Source organism: uncultured Limosilactobacillus sp., from assembly GCF_934202705.1.
Lineage (GTDB): Bacteria > Bacillota > Bacilli > Lactobacillales > Lactobacillaceae > Limosilactobacillus.
Window position 1 is genome coordinate 93,332 of sequence record NZ_CAKPYE010000006.1, and the last position, 17,129, is coordinate 110,460.

General features: G+C 42.0%; 14 protein-coding genes and 1 pseudogene. All 15 read right to left on the bottom strand.

All coding sequences use genetic code 11. The annotated features are described in order from the left end of the window. Window positions 1–246 precede the first annotated feature (246 nt). Complete coding sequence (gene topA, locus Q0C76_RS05395) at window positions 247–2,376, bottom strand: type I DNA topoisomerase (RefSeq protein ID WP_295730660.1); 2,130 nt, start codon at window positions 2,374–2,376, stop codon at window positions 247–249. Window positions 2,377–2,482: 106 nt separating this feature from the next. Beyond that, window positions 2,483–2,734 (bottom strand): annotated as a pseudogene (locus Q0C76_RS05400) (DNA-processing protein DprA); the annotation flags it as partial. A gap of 267 nt (window positions 2,735–3,001) precedes the next feature. After that, window positions 3,002–4,108 (bottom strand): LysM peptidoglycan-binding domain-containing protein, encoded by a 1,107-nt coding sequence (locus tag Q0C76_RS05405; protein ID WP_295730663.1) that lies wholly within the window; start codon window positions 4,106–4,108, stop codon window positions 3,002–3,004. Between the two features lie 2 nt (window positions 4,109–4,110). Next, entirely contained in the window at window positions 4,111–4,512 is a 402-nt protein-coding gene (locus Q0C76_RS05410) for a phage holin, LLH family (RefSeq protein WP_295730666.1), read from the bottom strand. Further along, window positions 4,509–4,841, bottom strand: a complete 333-nt coding sequence (locus tag Q0C76_RS05415; RefSeq protein ID WP_295730668.1) for a hypothetical protein — start codon at window positions 4,839–4,841, stop codon at window positions 4,509–4,511. The genes Q0C76_RS05410 and Q0C76_RS05415 overlap by 4 nt, the downstream gene beginning before the upstream one ends. Then, window positions 4,838–5,221: a hypothetical protein gene (locus Q0C76_RS05420; RefSeq protein ID WP_295730670.1), complete on the bottom strand. Its 384-nt coding sequence runs from the start codon at window positions 5,219–5,221 to the stop codon at window positions 4,838–4,840. Before Q0C76_RS05420 ends, Q0C76_RS05415 begins: the two co-directional genes overlap by 4 nt. Before the next feature lie 9 nt (window positions 5,222–5,230). Continuing rightward, window positions 5,231–6,073, bottom strand: a complete 843-nt coding sequence (locus Q0C76_RS05425) for a pyocin knob domain-containing protein (protein WP_295730672.1) — start codon at window positions 6,071–6,073, stop codon at window positions 5,231–5,233. A gap of 124 nt (window positions 6,074–6,197) precedes the next feature. After that, a complete protein-coding gene (locus Q0C76_RS05430) occupies window positions 6,198–6,332 on the bottom strand; it encodes an XkdX family protein (protein ID WP_295730675.1) in 135 nt (44 codons plus the stop codon). Between the two features lie 2 nt (window positions 6,333–6,334). Beyond that, window positions 6,335–6,742, bottom strand: a complete 408-nt coding sequence (locus Q0C76_RS05435; protein WP_295730678.1) for a hypothetical protein — start codon at window positions 6,740–6,742, stop codon at window positions 6,335–6,337. Window positions 6,743–6,753: 11 nt separating this feature from the next. Continuing rightward, entirely contained in the window at window positions 6,754–7,827 is a 1,074-nt protein-coding gene (locus tag Q0C76_RS05440; RefSeq protein ID WP_295730680.1) for a BppU family phage baseplate upper protein, read from the bottom strand. Between the two features lie 11 nt (window positions 7,828–7,838). Beyond that, complete coding sequence (locus Q0C76_RS05445) at window positions 7,839–8,879, bottom strand: SGNH/GDSL hydrolase family protein (RefSeq protein WP_295730683.1); 1,041 nt, start codon at window positions 8,877–8,879, stop codon at window positions 7,839–7,841. After that, window positions 8,876–10,237 carry a GH25 family lysozyme gene (locus tag Q0C76_RS05450; protein WP_295730686.1) on the bottom strand — a complete coding sequence of 454 codons (1,362 nt, stop codon included), beginning with the start codon at window positions 10,235–10,237 and terminating at the stop codon, window positions 8,876–8,878. The genes Q0C76_RS05445 and Q0C76_RS05450 overlap by 4 nt, the downstream gene beginning before the upstream one ends. Beyond that, window positions 10,221–12,518 (bottom strand): phage tail protein, encoded by a 2,298-nt coding sequence (locus tag Q0C76_RS05455; protein ID WP_295730689.1) that lies wholly within the window; start codon window positions 12,516–12,518, stop codon window positions 10,221–10,223. Before Q0C76_RS05455 ends, Q0C76_RS05450 begins: the two co-directional genes overlap by 17 nt. Then, window positions 12,515–13,447, bottom strand: coding sequence for a phage tail domain-containing protein (locus Q0C76_RS05460; RefSeq protein WP_295730692.1), 933 nt, complete (start codon window positions 13,445–13,447; stop codon window positions 12,515–12,517). The genes Q0C76_RS05455 and Q0C76_RS05460 overlap by 4 nt, the downstream gene beginning before the upstream one ends. 8 nt (window positions 13,448–13,455) lie before the next feature. After that, complete coding sequence (locus Q0C76_RS05465; RefSeq protein WP_295730695.1) at window positions 13,456–17,127, bottom strand: tape measure protein; 3,672 nt, start codon at window positions 17,125–17,127, stop codon at window positions 13,456–13,458. Window positions 17,128–17,129: the final 2 nt, after the last annotated feature.

Sequence of the window (17,129 nt, forward strand, 5' to 3'; positions counted from 1 at the left end):
CATTTTTTGACCTATTTTTGGTTCCCCGCTAACCGATTGCTGCTGATTCAATACACTTAAGTAGGCTGCAAAATCATTGGCTGTGACATTGGGCCAACCAGGGAAACCACCAGCAGATGCGAGGAACTTTTCAAACTGCTCACCACATTGTAATAGTTCATCAAAGGGACTCAATGATGAAGTAAGCTGGTATTGCTGATTTAATTTGGCTTTTAAATTAAGGTCCATCAACTTCCCGCCTTCTGATTATTTTTGCACTTCTTCTTGATAATCACCGTTTGGACAAATTACTTGCTTGCCACCCTTAACCTTCTTTTCCACTAAGAAATGGCCATCCTTTGGACAGTTTCGACCAACTGGCTTATCCCATGAAACAAAGTCACATTCTGGATAACGTGAGCAACCATAAAAGACCCGATTACGCTTTGATTTCCGTTCAACGACCGTTCCTTGACCACATTTCGGACACTGAATCCCGGTATCCTTGACAATTGCTTTGGTGTTTCGACATTCAGGGAACCGCGAGCAGGCAATAAATTTACCATAATGTCCCATTCTAATCACCATTGGCGCTCCACAAACATCACAGTTAGTGTCGGCTAACTCATCCTTCATCTCAATCTTTTGAACCTTTTCTTCAGCTGTTGCCACTTCTTTTGCAAATGGTCGGTAAAAATCGTCTACAACTTTTACCCACCTCTTCTTGCCTTCTTCGATCTTATCCAGATCGCCTTCAACATCGGCCGTAAACTGAACATTCACGATTTCTGGGAAGTTCTTTTCGATCAAGTCGTTGACAATTTCACCAAGTTCAGTCGGTTCAAAGTGTCGAGAAACTAATCTGACATAATAACGGCGTTGAATAGTATCAAGTGTTGGTGCATATGTTGATGGTCGGCCAACACCATTTTCTTCTAGTGTCTTAACCAGTGCCGCTTCAGTAAATCTTGCCGGTGGTTGAGTAAAGTGTTGAGCGGGATCATCGTTAACCATTTTAACTTGATCACCCACTTCAAGATTTGGTAGGAGATTATCTTTTTCGGTTCCACGTTTATAGACTTTTGTGAACCCTTTGAACTTCACTTTAGAACCATTCGCTCGGAAGTTAACATTATTCTGAGTGATGGTAACCGTCATCGTATCGATCACTTCTGCAGTCATCTGGCTAGCAACGAACCGACACCAAATTAAATTATAAAGTTTATATTGGTCCGGGGTGAGATACTTTTTCATTTTAGCAGGTGTCCGATAGACCGATGTTGGTCGAATGGCTTCGTGAGCATCCTGAGCTCCTTCGGGAAGTTTACCTTTAATGGGCTTTGTTGCAGCATACTCAGCCCCATATTCTTCATGAATAAACTGCGATGCTTCATGTTTAGCGATGCCGGCAATCCGAGTGGAGTCTGTCCGCATATACGTAATTAACCCAACAGCGGCCCCTTCACCAATGTTAATTCCCTCATATAATTGTTGAGCTGCCATCATTGTTTTTCGTGTTCGGAATTTTAAACGGCGGTTGGCATCTTGTTGCATCGTTGACGTGGTAAATGGCGGTTGTGGCTGGCGTCGTCGCTCTTTTCGATCGACATTATCAATGTTAAATGTCTTTTGACGATCTAATTTTCTAAGTACTGCTTGGACAGCTTGGTTGTTCGCAAGCGCCATTTTCTTACCATTTTCACCATAGAAGGATGCTTGAAAATGTTCCTTACCTTTAGCAAATTCAGCATCAATCGTCCAGTACTCTTCTGGTTTAAAATTACGAATTTCCTTTTCTCTTTGAATAATCAGATTCAACGCTACCGATTGCACCCGACCAGCACTTAACCCTTTTTTCACCTTTTTCCACAAAATCGGGCTAATTGAATAACCAACTAACCGATCTAAGACTCGCCGTGCCTGTTGGGCGTCGACTAAGTCCATATTAATAGAGCGAGGCTCTTTAAATGCTTCTTTAACAGCATCCTTGGTGATTTCATTAAATGTAACCCGATTTTTGGCTGTATCGTCCATTTTTAATAAATTAGAAACGTGCCAAGCAATCGCCTCACCTTCACGGTCTGGGTCAGATGCCAGATAAACCGCCTTAGCATTTTTGGCATCCCGACGTAATTCTTTAATAACGTCCCCTTTACCACGAATGGAAATGTAATCAGGTTGATAGTTATTATCGATTTCCACGCCCATCCGACTCTTTGGCAGATCCCGAACATGGCCGAGACTAGCAACGACCTTGTATGTCCGACCGAGATACTTACCGATGGTTTTCGCTTTTGATGGTGATTCAACAATCACTAATTTCTTTTTATTGCGAGTTGTTGTGCGCTTTCGACGCTTAGTAGTTGTTTTTTTAGTTTGTGTTGTTTTAGTTGCCAAAATGGTGGCTCCTATCTTTGATATTTTTAATTCAACATTCATTATTAAGGCATAAGCACCTCAGTGTCAAATTAAAAATTATTAAATGAAGGAAAATGATACTATGTCATAACTTATAGAAGCGATTTCCTAATTCTTCTAAAATATCTTGCGCCTGTAAAATCGGTCGAGCACCACTAACAATTAACTCATTACAGCCTAATGATTGATCACTAGTAATTGGTCCTGGTACTGCTAGTACATTGCGATTTTCTTTTAAAGCTAAATTAGCCGTGATTAAACTACCGCTTCTTTTGCGAGCTTCAACAATTAAACAAGCATCCGCCAATCCAGCAATAATGCGGTTTCGCTCGACAAAGTCCACCGTGATATTGTTTTAATATCATTTGATACTAAAACCGTTGTATATAATAGGTAGAATAATATTTAGATTCGTTTTTAAAGTAAACTACAATTAAAAACTGTTAATAATATTCCCCTTTTTTACCCCTTAAAATCAAAATCGACACCCTTAGTAGAGTGCCGTGAAATGATTGTTACGCTTATTTCAATTAGTATTATACAACAAAAAAAGCCCTAGTGGCTATTGCATAATTTGCAACGACCACTAGGGTATTTGGTTTATCTAAATTTGAATAGTTTGACCAACATAAATGACGTTAGGATCGGCAATATGGTTCTTGGCTGCTAGTGCTTGCCAAGTAGTGCCATGAGCCGATGCAATCCCGGAAAGTGTGTCGCCGCTCTTGACGGTGTAAGCATTAGAATTGCCACCAACGTAAATCTTTTGACCTACGATAATGATGTTAGGATTAGCAATGTTATTACGAGAAACCAGTGCTGAAACGGTCGTCCCGAATTTAGCGGCAATTCCTGACAAGGTATCACCAGCCTGTACATAGTAAGTATTTTCTGGTGAAGCATTACCTTGTACCTTGAGTACTTGTCCCGGATAAATTCGGTTCGGGTCACCAATACCATTGATAGCCGCTAAATTCTGGTAAGTCGTACCAAACTTACTTGCAATCCCCGACAAGGTATCGCCAGATTGTACAGTATAGATTCCACTTGCCTTGTGAACTGGTAACGGTACGTTGTTCGGTGCTGGTGTTGGCGCTGATGGCACGTTGCCATTAACTGGCCCAACCGTAAAGGCGCCGTCAAAGTCGTAACTATTATCAACCCCCAAAATACCATTATCAGTAAATTGCCATGCGGCCGCATTATCAATGCCGAGGGACGTAATTCCATAACCGGCTTCCCAAACTTTACGATTACCGAAGCCGTGACTATCGAGAATACCACCCATAAAGAATGACTTCATGGAGTAAATACCAGTCTTACCATATCCTAAGGCTTCAACTTCCTTTAGGAATGATAGTGAGGCACTTTGATAGTTAGCAGCAGAATGTACTTCCGCATCATCAATCATTAAGGTGTCGGACGGTAACCCCATTTGCTTGGCAACTTTAACGAAGAACCGAGCTTCATTTTGAGCGTCTGCATCATTAACGTATCGGGCAAAGTGATAAGCTGACACTTTCAATCCAGCAGCACGGGCGTTGTTAATTTGATTTTGTGCCCGTGGATTAATATAAGCTGACCCATCTTCTGATCCTTCGGTTAGTTTAACGACAGCCCCCATCGCACCCTTAGCTTTGGCAGCTTGGAAGAAAGCTAAGCTATCAGGATTATATGAAGAAACATCAATAAATAAATTTCGTAAAGCCATAATTAAGCCTCCTTCGTTGGGTCAATCGCTTTAGTGTCGCCTTTTGCTGAAAAATCATAGTTTGCCTTCACAGTAAACGGTGATTGTTCATACGCATTTTGAACGGCCGCTTCGATTGCCTTAACGTCTACATTGTTAAATCCTTGCTTAGACAAGGCACTTTGAACTAATTCCGTAGCTTGGTTAAACTTTTCATTTCCAGTTAAGTTTGAGCTAATCAACGAATTAACCGCCGTTAAAGATACTTGATCTAAGAAGTTCCATAATTCCTTAGCTTGCGCTGCTTTAGCATGTAACGCCTTAACGTGAATAAAGTTGTGGGTCATCTTAATTGCATAATAAATAGCAGTTGATACGACCGCCGTAATAATATATTCCGGAATTGCATTAATAATTGTATTCATTGCCGTTTCTCCTCTCGTTGTTCAATAACTCGGGTTAGTTTTTGAACTTGTCCCGTTAAATTGTGTACTTGTTCTTTTAACAAGGTAGTTTGTCTTTTTAATTCTCGAACTTGCGCCATTAATTCGATGTTCTGTTCCCTCAATCCATCACGCTCTTTAGTGATGTTATCCATCCGCTCTAGAGTTTCCTTAATGTGCTTGCCGTATATTCCTTCGGTTTCAGCAATGGTGTGGGCCGTATCGTCAATCTGTTTTCCTTTCAGATTCAACCAAGCTGTCCCAAATCCGCCAATTAGGGCGCTGATTAATGAGATAACGATATCTTTCAATTCCAGCCACCCCCATAACGTGCTTCAACTAGGATAAACATAAAGTTAATCCCCGTCATGATGGTTGCGAGCCTAATCGGCTGGTGGAAGTGAATATCTTGTAGTAAAAACACCACGAAATAAGCAAACCAAAGGGCGCCTAAGATAATCAAAATGACTGATTGCGAATGAAATTTCACTACATCAAATACACCAATGACCATTGCAACTAAACCAATACAGACTAGCATTAAAGCCCAATCAATATCGCCCAAGTGATGAGCCATGTGGATAAACTTATCATGCTGATCGTCCATAAACCATTGACGTTCTAAGAATAGAAACAAGCCGATTATTGCCGTTTCAAAGCCACAATATGCTAAAAAAATGTGTCGTCGCATATTATCACCTCAGTTCCAAGCGGTTACCCATTGCCATTCAGACCATTTACCATTAATGAACGTTCGGGTGTACTCATGATTATTAGCAACGTCAAAGTAATCTTGAACGGTAGCATTTTGCCCCTCTTTAACATCTAGTGTGAAGAAACCAGAACTAGCACAGTTTTGGATTCGCATTGCGTTGCCAAATAAGTGAGCTTCGGTCTTGTAGTTGTCAAGGTCAGCATTATCTTCAGTAATAAACGAACGAACCGAACTAGCCTTTGGAATGTGAAACTCCAACATAGCGTTGGTATCAGTACCAAGGTTCTTAACACTAGGTGCTGTGTTAGGGTCTTCTTGAACTACCGGCATCAGTTTAATGGTTGCATTAACTCCATCGCTGCCTGGTTCACCATCTTTAGGTTTTAGATTAGCAATCTGCTGCTTGGCGTTATCAATAAAGGCTTGAACCTTATTCGTAACATCTTCATACAATTGTTGCACTGTTGGCTGATTAATCGCTTGGTGTACATCACCATAAGCATTTTCGTTCACTTTGAAATCAAGCCAATCATGATTTGGGTAAATATCAGTTGATTTGTCTTCGTTCTGGTGCCAGAGTTCCAGTTCATACGTACCAACGGGCAAGCCATTTAATTCGTTTGAATTCAGTATTGCCATATTGCCGTCAATTACTGCCTTAGCAGTTTGAATGAAACCAGCATCCTTTTGCTTAATTACAAAGTACCAAAGACCATTATTAAGCGCTACGTCCTTGTTATCTAGCAATGGTTGGAAATGAAGCAAAGTGTTAGTATCGTCAATTTTGAATTGATTATCGTCTTTAGGGACTAGATCCATCGTTTTCATAGTTTCATCTCCTCCTACAAACCCGCCCATAAGAAAAAGCCCGCATTTGGCGAGCTTCTTTTTGTGTATTGTTATCTTTCGTTGGCGAGGATGTTAACTTCTCGGGGGTTTCCCCCTTTCTTAATTAAGCAGCAGGGACGTAGTCCTTGCCAGTAATTTGTTTATACTGATCAGCGGTAATGGAACCATACTTAACGTAGTTGGAAATATCCATGCCCCAATCAAAAATTTGTTTAACAAAATCATATCCAATTCCCATGATTAATCACTTCCTTTCTTATTCGTTAATTCGGCTACCTGCTGACCCAAGGTATTAATCATGCTCTTCATTCTCGAGTTCTCTTGAGTCACCGCTGCGACCTGTTGGCCTAATACGTTGATCATTTGTTGTGAAGCCGTTAGGTTTTGATTGCCCCTTGCTACTTGGCTACCCAAGGCATTTAACATTTCTTGAGTTGGCGTTGGGGTCGGCTTCGGCGGATTAGTTTTCAGGTATTCTGCTTTCGTCATCCCACGCCATTGCTGACCGTCCCATGTTTTATTACCCCAAATATCATCAGGAACGGGAACGGACGTCGAATTTGGAATTACAGTATTATCATCATCCTCAAACACCCGAGGATACAGATATTGCTTCGTTGTTGGATCATAAACGTAAACTGCACGCATATTATCACCTCCTAGTAGGCAATAGAGCCGATCATAAAATTAAGCCAATAGCTATCTTGCTTAACGGCTTGTGGGGCTTTCATTTCAATTGTCCCGTTTCCGGGTCCAGCTAACTGCCACTTGATATTATTAGAGTAGTCAAAGGAATCCGCCACAATCGCATTCCCCTTCCCAATATTCCACGGCAATTGAATGGTTCCCGCTACAGCAGCGGCGAGGTCTAATTTAACTGTACCCGTACCGACAATTAACCATTGTCCATTACCAAAATCCGTTTTGGAAACAATGAGACTATTACCATCATTTGACTTGGCAATTCCGTTGCCAAACACGAGACCGGTAGTGCCCTTCGTCGTTGTGACCTTTGGAACGGCATTAATCGCACCCAAAATATCGTCCATCGCTTGTCCGGTAATATGATGAGCAGTTAAGGTTCCCGTCACATCCATATCCGTAAAGGTTTGTTTAGCCCCAAAAGTTTGTTCTTTATTGAGTAAGGCCACGGCGTTGGCCTTCACTAAATCTTGATATGTCTTGAGTAAATCATTCAAAGCGTCAATCTGCTGTTTAGCTGACTGAGCGTTATCTTGAATGGTGTTAATCATGGCTTCGCAATTCTTCATGAACTGGTCAATGGTTTGTAAATAGGTTTCACTTTCAATCCGACTAACCAACGTATTATTCGCCCAGACTGTGAATGCCACCCGTACGGAACTTACCACGGTTCCGGCATCGTCTTTGATTTCTAAGAAACTTTCTTGATATGGCCCCACGGCTTGATAAAACTGTTGTGGTACGGCGACACAAATTAAACCCTTTTCGGCCACGATGGTTTGCACCGTATTAGTTTCTTTCAGCACGCCCTTACTGTCACGACCAACGAGGTCGACGGTATAATTGCCTAAATTCCAATCAACCCCATCATGTTGTAAGCAAATGTTCACCGGGCGCATATTATCACCTTGGCGACCGTTAATTTGCGGTACCCAATAAGAACTATCAGACGGAATGACGGTGTCAATAATGACGTATTTCTCGTTCCGATAGGACTTCGTTTGCGTTTCCACGGTATCTGTTTCTGCCATGTTTTCCCTCCTTAAATACTTTGTTCAATGTTTGCTAGGACTTGTTCTAGTTTTTTAAAATCTTCATTCATAATCGATTTGAAACTTGCTAAGTCCAAAGTCACTGGTACTACTAAACCAGCATTCTCAAGTTGGTTGAAATCATCATCAACCACTTCATTATCACTCAGATAATTGTCAAGCTGCCGTTTTAGCAATCTGACCGTATTAACTAGGTAGTCATAACAAGCCCGATTATAGTAGGCAAAATCTTGAGCTTGCCAGTCGTTCGACCAACTGTTCTCTGATCCAGCTTCCGTAATCTGTTGTAAGGCTCGAAAGATCCTCGTAAAATTACGGTTTGACGTTGGCAAAATCTGACTATCGGTGTCAATCAACTCTAATTTAATATCAAGAGTTGGCTTAACCGGTTGAACTGGTTGAAGCGGGTTATTAGGCTGGTTTGATGGCTGATCACTGACTATCTGCCCATCAAAAAACACTTGGAAAAAGCGTTCACCCATTTTTTTCTGCGTTTCCGCTGTCGGGTGGACAGTACCATCACCAAGGGTTTGTGTATGATTTTGTGCCGTCACAATGGGATCATCACGCCAATCTAAATATTTAAGGCCATTCAGTCGGGCAACGCGGCCGATCATGTCATCAATATCATTCTGACTAACGCCCATGGAATTTTTCTGATTCAGGGATCCGTTACCATTTTCCCAACTTTGCAGCGGCGTCGCCAAAAAGATTTGGATATTGGGGTTATCGCCTTTGACCTTATTAATTCCTGATTGTAAAACCATTTGCATATTACCAATGGTTTCATGCGGAAACCGATAATCGTTAATGCCCATGCTAATCAATACATAAGCATAGTCTTTGAAATTGACCTGCTTAACTTGTCCGCTAATGCCGTTACTATCACCAAAACTCACGCCGCCAACTGAAAGATTGGTATATTCCAGATTAGCTAACCTCGCCAACGTCTGCGCAATCACGGGTGGCCCATTTTTATGGCCATCGTACCCAGCGGTAATGGAATCGCCAATAATTGCCATCTTTTTCATTTCTTCACTTCCTCATAGACCCAGGAACAACTTAAATTGAAGTTCGCGTTATTTAAAGTTTTTCCGCCGGAAAACAAATTGATTTCCCCCGGTTTACCAGCTAGTAAAGCCACTACGTCACCACCACTAGTTAATGTCGAATTTCCTGAGAACGACATTCTTTCAATGTCTTCAAAGCCAAACTGCGGCAGCTTAACGTTCAAGTTAAATCGTCCTGCTAATATTGTCGTTGTAATCCAGCCCGTGACCTCCACTCGGTGCAACTTTCCTAAGGTTATTACCCGGTATTTCACCGGATTATTGTTGTCCTGCGTGGTTCCATTTAATAGTGAAACTCCAATAGTCGACCATCCAGAAATTTGTGGGCGTAGAACCTCAGATTTTTTAGCATAATCAGCTAATTCCGATTCTTTTGCTAATCCATTAGTGCTTGGAATTACTGGTTTATCTTCGATGTCAGCCCATTTAATTGTAGGTACGGACAATTTATTAAGCCGTGCTTCCAACTCATCAGACGTGACAAATTTAGGCTTATTTTGAATGCTATCCCAGTCAATCGACATGGCATTCGTAATCTTATTTTTAAGGAATGGCCACAAGCGATCAGCGTCTTCTTGATAGTATTTCTGACCATAAATTGTCCAATATACCTTAAAGGTTTTTCCGTTGTCGTATGAACAACCGAGACCATAAATACCCGTTTCGGAATCAAACCCCGCTTGAAGAATAATCTGACGAATCATAATATCTTCGGCCGTTGGTTGATATTCCTTGACCGGATCGTCAGCAACAACTTTTAAGATACCGCTAGGGTCAACGTCTCTATCAATATCCTTGGTATAGTTGCCAAAGCCTCCGGAACCGTGCCCGGACTTTTGCCAGACGTCATAGTTCTTTGGCTCTTTGCTGTAATTAGCAATCCACCGAATGACGTGCTCTGATCGCAATTGACTGTCATTAAATCGACTTTGATAAGGGCTGTCTGAAATATATAATCCGACTTTAAAATGACTACTTGCTTTCTGTCGAAAGTCCTCAAAGATTGCTGACCAATCGCCAGTGTGATTGCCCTCCATATCAAAGAACAGCACTTGTTTATTTGATAAACCGAGTGCTTGTGCTGACTGAATAGCGAACTCCGCTTCGCCAGATTGACCTTCCCAGTCATGATACAAGTGCCAATTAAAACCATACTTTTTAGCATTAGCAATATGAATTTTAACTAGTTTATCTAATCGTAAACTAGAGGTGGCACGAATAATGACGGTTTCAATACCAGCTTTTTTCATCGCTTGCCAATCGTCTTCACTTAGGGATTGAAACTCAGATATATCAACGGTATTAATTACTGCTGTCATGAGAACCTCCTTCCGTGAAAGCCTTGGTATTAGCCATATCAGCCTTACTATTGATTACCATATTGGCAAAGTGATCTTCGGTTCGACTCGATGTTGAAGATAGATTATGTTGTTGAATGATATTTGACGGCTTGTTAATGCTTCGGATAATTCCTAACATTGCCGCATTAATATCTTTCATTGCCAACGCTGTGTTATTCAATGTAACCGTAATCTGCGGATCACCATTAAATTCAGGCGTGTTACCAGATATTCCCATTACGGTTACATCAACATTCATGTTATCGAATTCCGGAATAATCAGCCGCCAAACATCACCGATATTAGGGACTTCACTAACGTTACCAACGGTTAATGAAGTTTGTGGCGTATGCTGAACATTCTGATCAACATACTTCTTCAAAGCGTCCATATCATAAATGCTATCAACGACAACAGGCGCCCCACGGTGTAAGCCGTACTTCTTAACACTATCTTGATCAGTATAGTGGAAATGCAGGGCGTAATAAGTTTCGGAAGTCGTGTTTAAATCATTTGACCCGTCACTAGAACCGCCACCAGCAATCTTTTGTAATGCTGGTACTCGTACCCCAAACGATGGCGGCCAATTACTGATTGGGCGTTCCACCGTACCATCTTGTGAGTTATCAGCTCCAATTCGTGTATTTGCATCAATCGCAATTGAAACGTGAAAACTGTTGCCCCGAGCACCCCAAAACAGTAAATCGCCGGCTTGATAAGGCGGGCCAACAACTTGGCCCATACCTTCCAGTGCTACTGTATTCGGCCGTGAATTTGGCCAAGGAATGCCTAAGTGCTGTAATAATACGTCAATCATGCCGGAACAGTCCCAACCACTAGTGCTGGTTCCACCCCAGACGTAAGGGGTGTGCCCAACAAACGGTTCGAGAAATGCCCTAATCTGTGAGCCACCGCCAGCGACGGTGTGACCGCCCCAGCCTTTGATCGTATTGACACATCCTGTAATCGGCTTTCCAATTGCTGGATTAGGTGTTACCCCTGCCAGATCCCAGACTGCCGCTGCTGTCCCTTGCAGATAGCAACGACCAATCGAGCCTTTGCCAAACTCTTGATTCCACTTAGCTTGTAAGCCGGGATTAGGTGCCATCGATCCTTCTGGAGCGCTCCACGCTGGATTAATGCTATCACTGTTAGCACATTCCTTAATCCAATTACATACGGACGTAGCGTCTTGGTAAGGGTCGCCGTTCCGGTAGGTGTGATTAAGCCATCCGTAATAGGTGCCCTGCTCTTGTAACTCATAAGCAAAGAACCACTCAGGACTAACTCCGGCGCCTTTGACTGTATCGAAGAGTCGATTAACGTCAACACCCCATGCTCGAACCCGTTGCGAACGATTAGCAAAATCGTTTAACATAGCACCTTTATTAACACCAAAATCGGCGTTAATCCCAGACTTACAAAAGCCTTCAACGCTATCAAGATTGCCACCGCCACCGCCTCCGGAAGTGATGTCTTTCTCCATCTTTCCGCCGTAGACTTCGCAATCATTAACTAAGTCCGTAACGTCAATTTGTACGTCAGCATTCGTCATGTTGTACATATAACGGAACTGTTTGCCAGTCTTCTTTTGCAAACTTGCCAAGTCGTAAATGTCAATAGTTTTATGACCCTGTCTTGGAAGCCAGTAACCACCAAAAAGTTTCAAATTTGAATTCAGCCATTCATATAATGAACCTGTGCAGTCAACCGCCGCTTGAATAAAGTTGCCATGCAACTCATACTCAAAGCCTTGATCATTATTATTAACAAACTTATCCATACAATCTTTCAAACTGTATGTTTGCTGTACCGCTGTTTGTTTTGTAACAACGCCAGGCTGTTTTTGATCATCCGAGCTTGAATCATCGGCGGAACTTGAAGAACTATCGCCAGTGTCAGGGTCTTGTTCCGTTGGTTCCTGCTTATCAAGACGAATATTTTTCATGTAGTCAATAACTTCAACTGTGGCGGTGATTTGTGCAGTTTGCATACCTTGTTCATCAGTTTTTGCCTCTCGCTGTTGAACTCGGTATCTTATTCCGTCATACCAGACTCCAACTTTCTCTTTGGCACAATTAAAAACTTCTTTGTAGTCTTCGGAGTAAGTCAAAGTAAATGATATTTCATAATTACTGTTGACTTGCCAGTTGAACTTAAAAGAATCATGCAAGTCCGAAAAATCAACTCGCCAGCCTTGACCACCGTTCTTTTTAGCATCTTCTTCATTAATGTTGATATAAACATAATTCTTGCTCATGATAACCACCACATCGCAAAGTCGAAGCTAATCGTTCCACTAAAGTTTTCAACGGTGAACTTGTTTTCGCCTTTTTGCAGTGAAATAGCGTTTTGATCATCGTAGATATCCAAAAAGTCATTTTTACCATTAAAAGTCACATTAACAAGGTTCAGCTCCTCAATACCGTTAAAAGCTGACTTTTTATGGAATACTTCTCCAGTAGTCTGATTAGTAATCTTCATTTCACCGTTAGACGAACCCTTCATTGTCATTTTGAACGGGTGGTGTCGCCTTTCTGGATCAACTAGAATGTCCGACGAATTCACAACAGTAAACGAACTTCCAGTAAAACTGTATTGTGGTTTAGTCGTTGGTTCGTTATTGCCAAAGCCAATCACTGCATTGTCCCAGTCAGCGGTTGTACCCACGCTTCGGCTTAAACCAATCAAGTCAGTAAAAGTCACTTCACACGTCCATGCCCGGTCATTACTGAAGGCCGGTTTAGCCAACTTAGCTTTAACAAAATACATTCTTTGGGGCCAGTTAGCAAAACAAATCCAATAAGGATCACGAGCGACGATAAAACGTTGTAAAGCGTCCCAAGCTAACATAGCGTCATCTTCATTCAAGCCTTCAAACAGAAATTCAACAGTAAAATCACGGCTATCGTACGTTGTCGAGACCAGCATTGACCCGTCAGCTAAGCCAACTTTCTTGGTGTTATTAGTAATCGTTGCCGGTTGTACGTCCGGAGCACGGTAGCAATAAACACCGTCGAGGTCTGGTACATCAAAAATGCTGTGCCAGTTTTCGCCTTTTCCATCAGCAGCAATTGAAAATTCCACAGGATCAAATGCAAGGTAGGTTTTAGCCCCAATCCCCACATCTCTAGCATGTAAAAAAGGATAAGCTCGAGGCTTATCCTTTCTCAACGAAAATACTTGCAATGTTTACACTATCCTTTCAGTAATGAAATTCGCTTAGCTTGCTCCTTGCTGATCTTGTCGGTCAGCTTGTCGTTGTCAACATAGACGTTCGGGTCAATATCACCAACAACATCAAGTAGCTTTTCAAGTAAAGTAATCATTCGATCTAACTTTGAAGTTCCACCTTGCGCATTGCCAGTGTTTGCTGGTTGTGCTTGTGCAGTAGCTTCAAAGGCTTTATCTAGTAATGGCTCTGCTGAAACAGCATAAGGATTTAACACGAACTCATGGTGTTGTGGATTGTCGCCAACCCAGCCGAACTGTTGCGACAAGATTTCGCCGCCAGTAGCCCAGCCTCGACCAGGAATACCAAAGGACCCCCAGCCGCCTTCGCCACCATGGTTCAAACAATTAATCGCCGCTAAAATCTGATCATAACCACTCATGATGTTAGTGTGACCACCAACAGCCCAGTGAGCGAAAGTCCGTGGCTTAAATTGTAGAAGACCCGTAGCATGACCGTCAGCCAAACCATCGGTTCCACCAATTGCGTTTGGATTACCGTGTGATTCAGTGTTGATCTGTGTCAACATCTTCTTCATTTGCCCAGCCGACAATTGAACGCCTAACTGTTTAGCAGCACGAAGAATGTAAGGGCGCCAGCGAGCGACACCAGCACCACCCGGGTTACTTTCAAGCAATTTATCAAGGACTGGTTCAAGGTGCTTAGTAATCCAGTCACCCATCTTGTCGGTCAATTTATCCCAGTTGCCTTTAGCTAAGTCGCCGAAATGCCCAGCACCGCTGTACATTCCGCTGACGGCCTTATTGACAACTTTTTTGACCTCTTCAACAGGGTGTTCCAGAAACTTCATTAAAGCGTCAATCTTGTCACCAATCCAACTGCCGATGTTTTCTAATGAACCTTTAGCCCAGTCGATCGCATCACCAACAATTCCACCATCGGCGAAATGTTGAACACCAACTAAACCACCGGTTGCATAATGATCAATACCAGCCATTCCCATAATAGCCTTGGTTTCAGGACCACTGTAAACACGAGCGCCTTCGGGTAAGTAACCCGTCCAGTTCCGTTCTTGACTCATAAATAAGCCACCGTCCGGCATTTGAACAAGTTCTTTCCAGTCTGGACCATCACCATCATTGATGACTGATAAGTGTCGATGAACAATACCACCTTGGGCAAAGTGAACTTTACCCAGCTTGCTAATTCCAGTACCGTGACCAGTAAAGAAGCTCCAGACCTTATCAATACCACTAATACCAGCATTAATAATGCTAATAACGGCATTAATTCCGTCAGCAGCCGCCTGCTTGATACCGTCCCAGATACCTTTAAAGAAATTAGCAAACGCGTTCCAACCGGCTTGCCAAATCCGATTGATCGTATTCAGTCCGGAAGAAATACCATTGTGAACATTGTTAATTCCGTTTGAAGAATGGCGTTTAATTGCAGACCACGCATTACGAGTATAGTCTTGCATGACTTTCCAGCCATTCCGCCAACTCTTAGAAATCGTCTTGAAACGGTCAGCAATGGTCTTTTTAGCATTATTCATACCATTAGAAGCGTGTTTTTTAATCGAGTTCCAAGCGTCTTGTGACTTCTTAGTAACATCTTTCCAATAATTATCCCAAGCCTTCTTTTGTTCCTTTTGCTGACGCTCCTGTTCCTTTTGGTAATTCTTAGCGTTCTTTTGATATTCCTTCTGAATATTCTTGAAGTTCTTTGATAATTCCTTCTCCCAGCCGGCTTTGCCAGTAAAGGTATCACCAATGGATTTACCAATCTTATGAGCTTCTTTACCAACACTTTTAGAAAACTTCGCAAAATCTTTGCTGATGTTGTTAAAAGTTTTTCCTAAGTCCTTTTCCCACTTAGCGTTACCAGTAAAGGTATCTTTAAGCGCTTTACCTAGCTTATTAACAGCATCACGGAAGGGCTTAATGTTCTTGTAAGCTAGAATAAATCCACCAACTAGTGCTGCAATAGCAATCACAATTAATCCAATCGGGTTAGCATCTAAAACAAAATTTAACGCTGTTTGTGCAGCAGTCATAGCTTTTGTAGCAACACCCCATGTTTTAGTGACGGCAAGTACAGCTAATTGAGCAGACTTATAGGTTGTGAGAATAGCAGTAGCGCCCCCAATTACTACACCTAATCCTTTGATTAAGTTAGTGGCACTCGAATATCCTTTCATACCACGAGATGCTTTATTAATCGGCTCTACTAGTTTTTCAAACGCCTTCCACAATGTACCAACGGTTGTTGAAATTAAACCAATGGTAATAGCAAATCCTTTGAAAATTCCGCTACCTAATGATTTCAAAACTAGTCCAATTACTTTGTTAAGCGCTTCAAAGGGCTTTACTAAATTAGCTACAAAGGAAATCGAGTTATTTATTCCTTTGGTAATACTCTTTCCAAAGTTATTGAAGCTTTTTGCGGTTGCTGGATCTTGAACCCACTTAGCAACTGCACCAAGTAACGGGTTACGGGCTTTAAACAAACCATTTTCCAATTGACCAACTAGACGGGGTGCCATTGATTGAATGGTCCGCATGGAACCCCAACCGGTTTCCATCATATTTTCAACGGCTTTTTTATAATCATGTTTCCCGTTACCGTTGCCCATTTTTTCAAAAACTTCTTCGAGGGCTTTCCCGCTGATCTTCCCTTGCTTAGCCATTTGACGCATACCACGAACGGTTGTGTGATAATGCTCAGCCATTCGCTCGTCAATCATTGGAAAATACATACCAATCTGATTTAGTTCGCCTTGGGTAACCTTACCAGTTGCCAGTCCGTGAACCATATCTTGGGAAACTTGAGTCATTTGTTCCCCTGTAAGACCAACGGCATCGCCCATGTTAAGCATGGCTTTTGTCATGTCGTCGGCTTCTGACTTACTTGAATGCAAGTGGTAAAAACCTTGTTCCAATTCATCGACAACTTGGGTTGCTTGCCCAGTCTTAACAGAAAGATTATTGATGGTGTCAACCATCGCATCACCGGCTTTAGCACTGCCTGTTAAGGTTTTCCAAGTAGCCTGCATTTTTTGCTGTTCGGTATCGAATTCCATACCAGCGGCAGCGGCATTTCTCAAACCGTTACCAATTGCATAGACACCATTTAGAACAGCACCACCGACAAACGTACCGGCCATAGTTCCTTTTAAAATGGAGAATGATTCTTTAACTTTATTCGCCTGTTGTTGAGCTTTTTGTAGCGGACTAGAAAAATTATCTTTTACAGTGACCTTTACAACACTATCTTTCTCGGGAGGGACGTCGTGTATTTGGCGATTTAATTTCTTTAATTTAGCGTCTTCAATTTCAACTTTGAAATGTGTAAATTGCTGTTTTGGTATGCCTTTAAGTTTGTTTTCATAAAGGTCGAGGTGATTAGTGACTCCCTGCATATCTTCAATAGCTTTACGCCTAAAATTTGAAAAATCTTCCTGATTTTTTTTAACGGCATTTGTTATCTTTTCGGTTGCTTCTTTGGCGTGAGTACCGTATGACTTCCACTTGTCGCTAGCTTCCGTAATCCCACCACCAGCAGATTTAACTTCGTTCTCTGCTTGTACCATTGCTGATTTAGCTTCACGGACACCAGCCGTTACCTTATCAATGAAACGCCACACGAACGTTTTTTCAGCAACTGCATCACTCAATT

Bases quoted from the DNA above. Each gene is read 5' to 3' on its own strand.
- Q0C76_RS05410 (WP_295730666.1), bottom strand. From the start codon at position 4,512: ATGAATACAATTATTAATGCAATTCCGGAATATATTATTACGGCGGTC.
- Q0C76_RS05420 (WP_295730670.1), bottom strand. From the start codon at position 5,221: ATGCGACGACACATTTTTTTAGCATATTGTGGCTTTGAAACGGCAATA.
- Q0C76_RS05425 (WP_295730672.1), bottom strand. From the start codon at position 6,073: ATGAAAACGATGGATCTAGTCCCTAAAGACGATAATCAATTCAAAATT.
- Q0C76_RS05445 (WP_295730683.1), bottom strand. From the start codon at position 8,879: ATGAAAAAGATGGCAATTATTGGCGATTCCATTACCGCTGGGTACGAT.
- Q0C76_RS05405 (WP_295730663.1), bottom strand. From the start codon at position 4,108: ATGGCTTTACGAAATTTATTTATTGATGTTTCTTCATATAATCCTGAT.
- Q0C76_RS05435 (WP_295730678.1), bottom strand. From the start codon at position 6,742: ATGCGTGCAGTTTACGTTTATGATCCAACAACGAAGCAATATCTGTAT.
- Q0C76_RS05430 (WP_295730675.1), bottom strand. From the start codon at position 6,332: ATGGGAATTGGATATGATTTTGTTAAACAAATTTTTGATTGGGGCATG.
- Q0C76_RS05450 (WP_295730686.1), bottom strand. From the start codon at position 10,237: ATGACAGCAGTAATTAATACCGTTGATATATCTGAGTTTCAATCCCTA.
- Q0C76_RS05455 (WP_295730689.1), bottom strand. From the start codon at position 12,518: ATGAGCAAGAATTATGTTTATATCAACATTAATGAAGAAGATGCTAAA.
- Q0C76_RS05440 (WP_295730680.1), bottom strand. From the start codon at position 7,827: ATGGCAGAAACAGATACCGTGGAAACGCAAACGAAGTCCTATCGGAAC.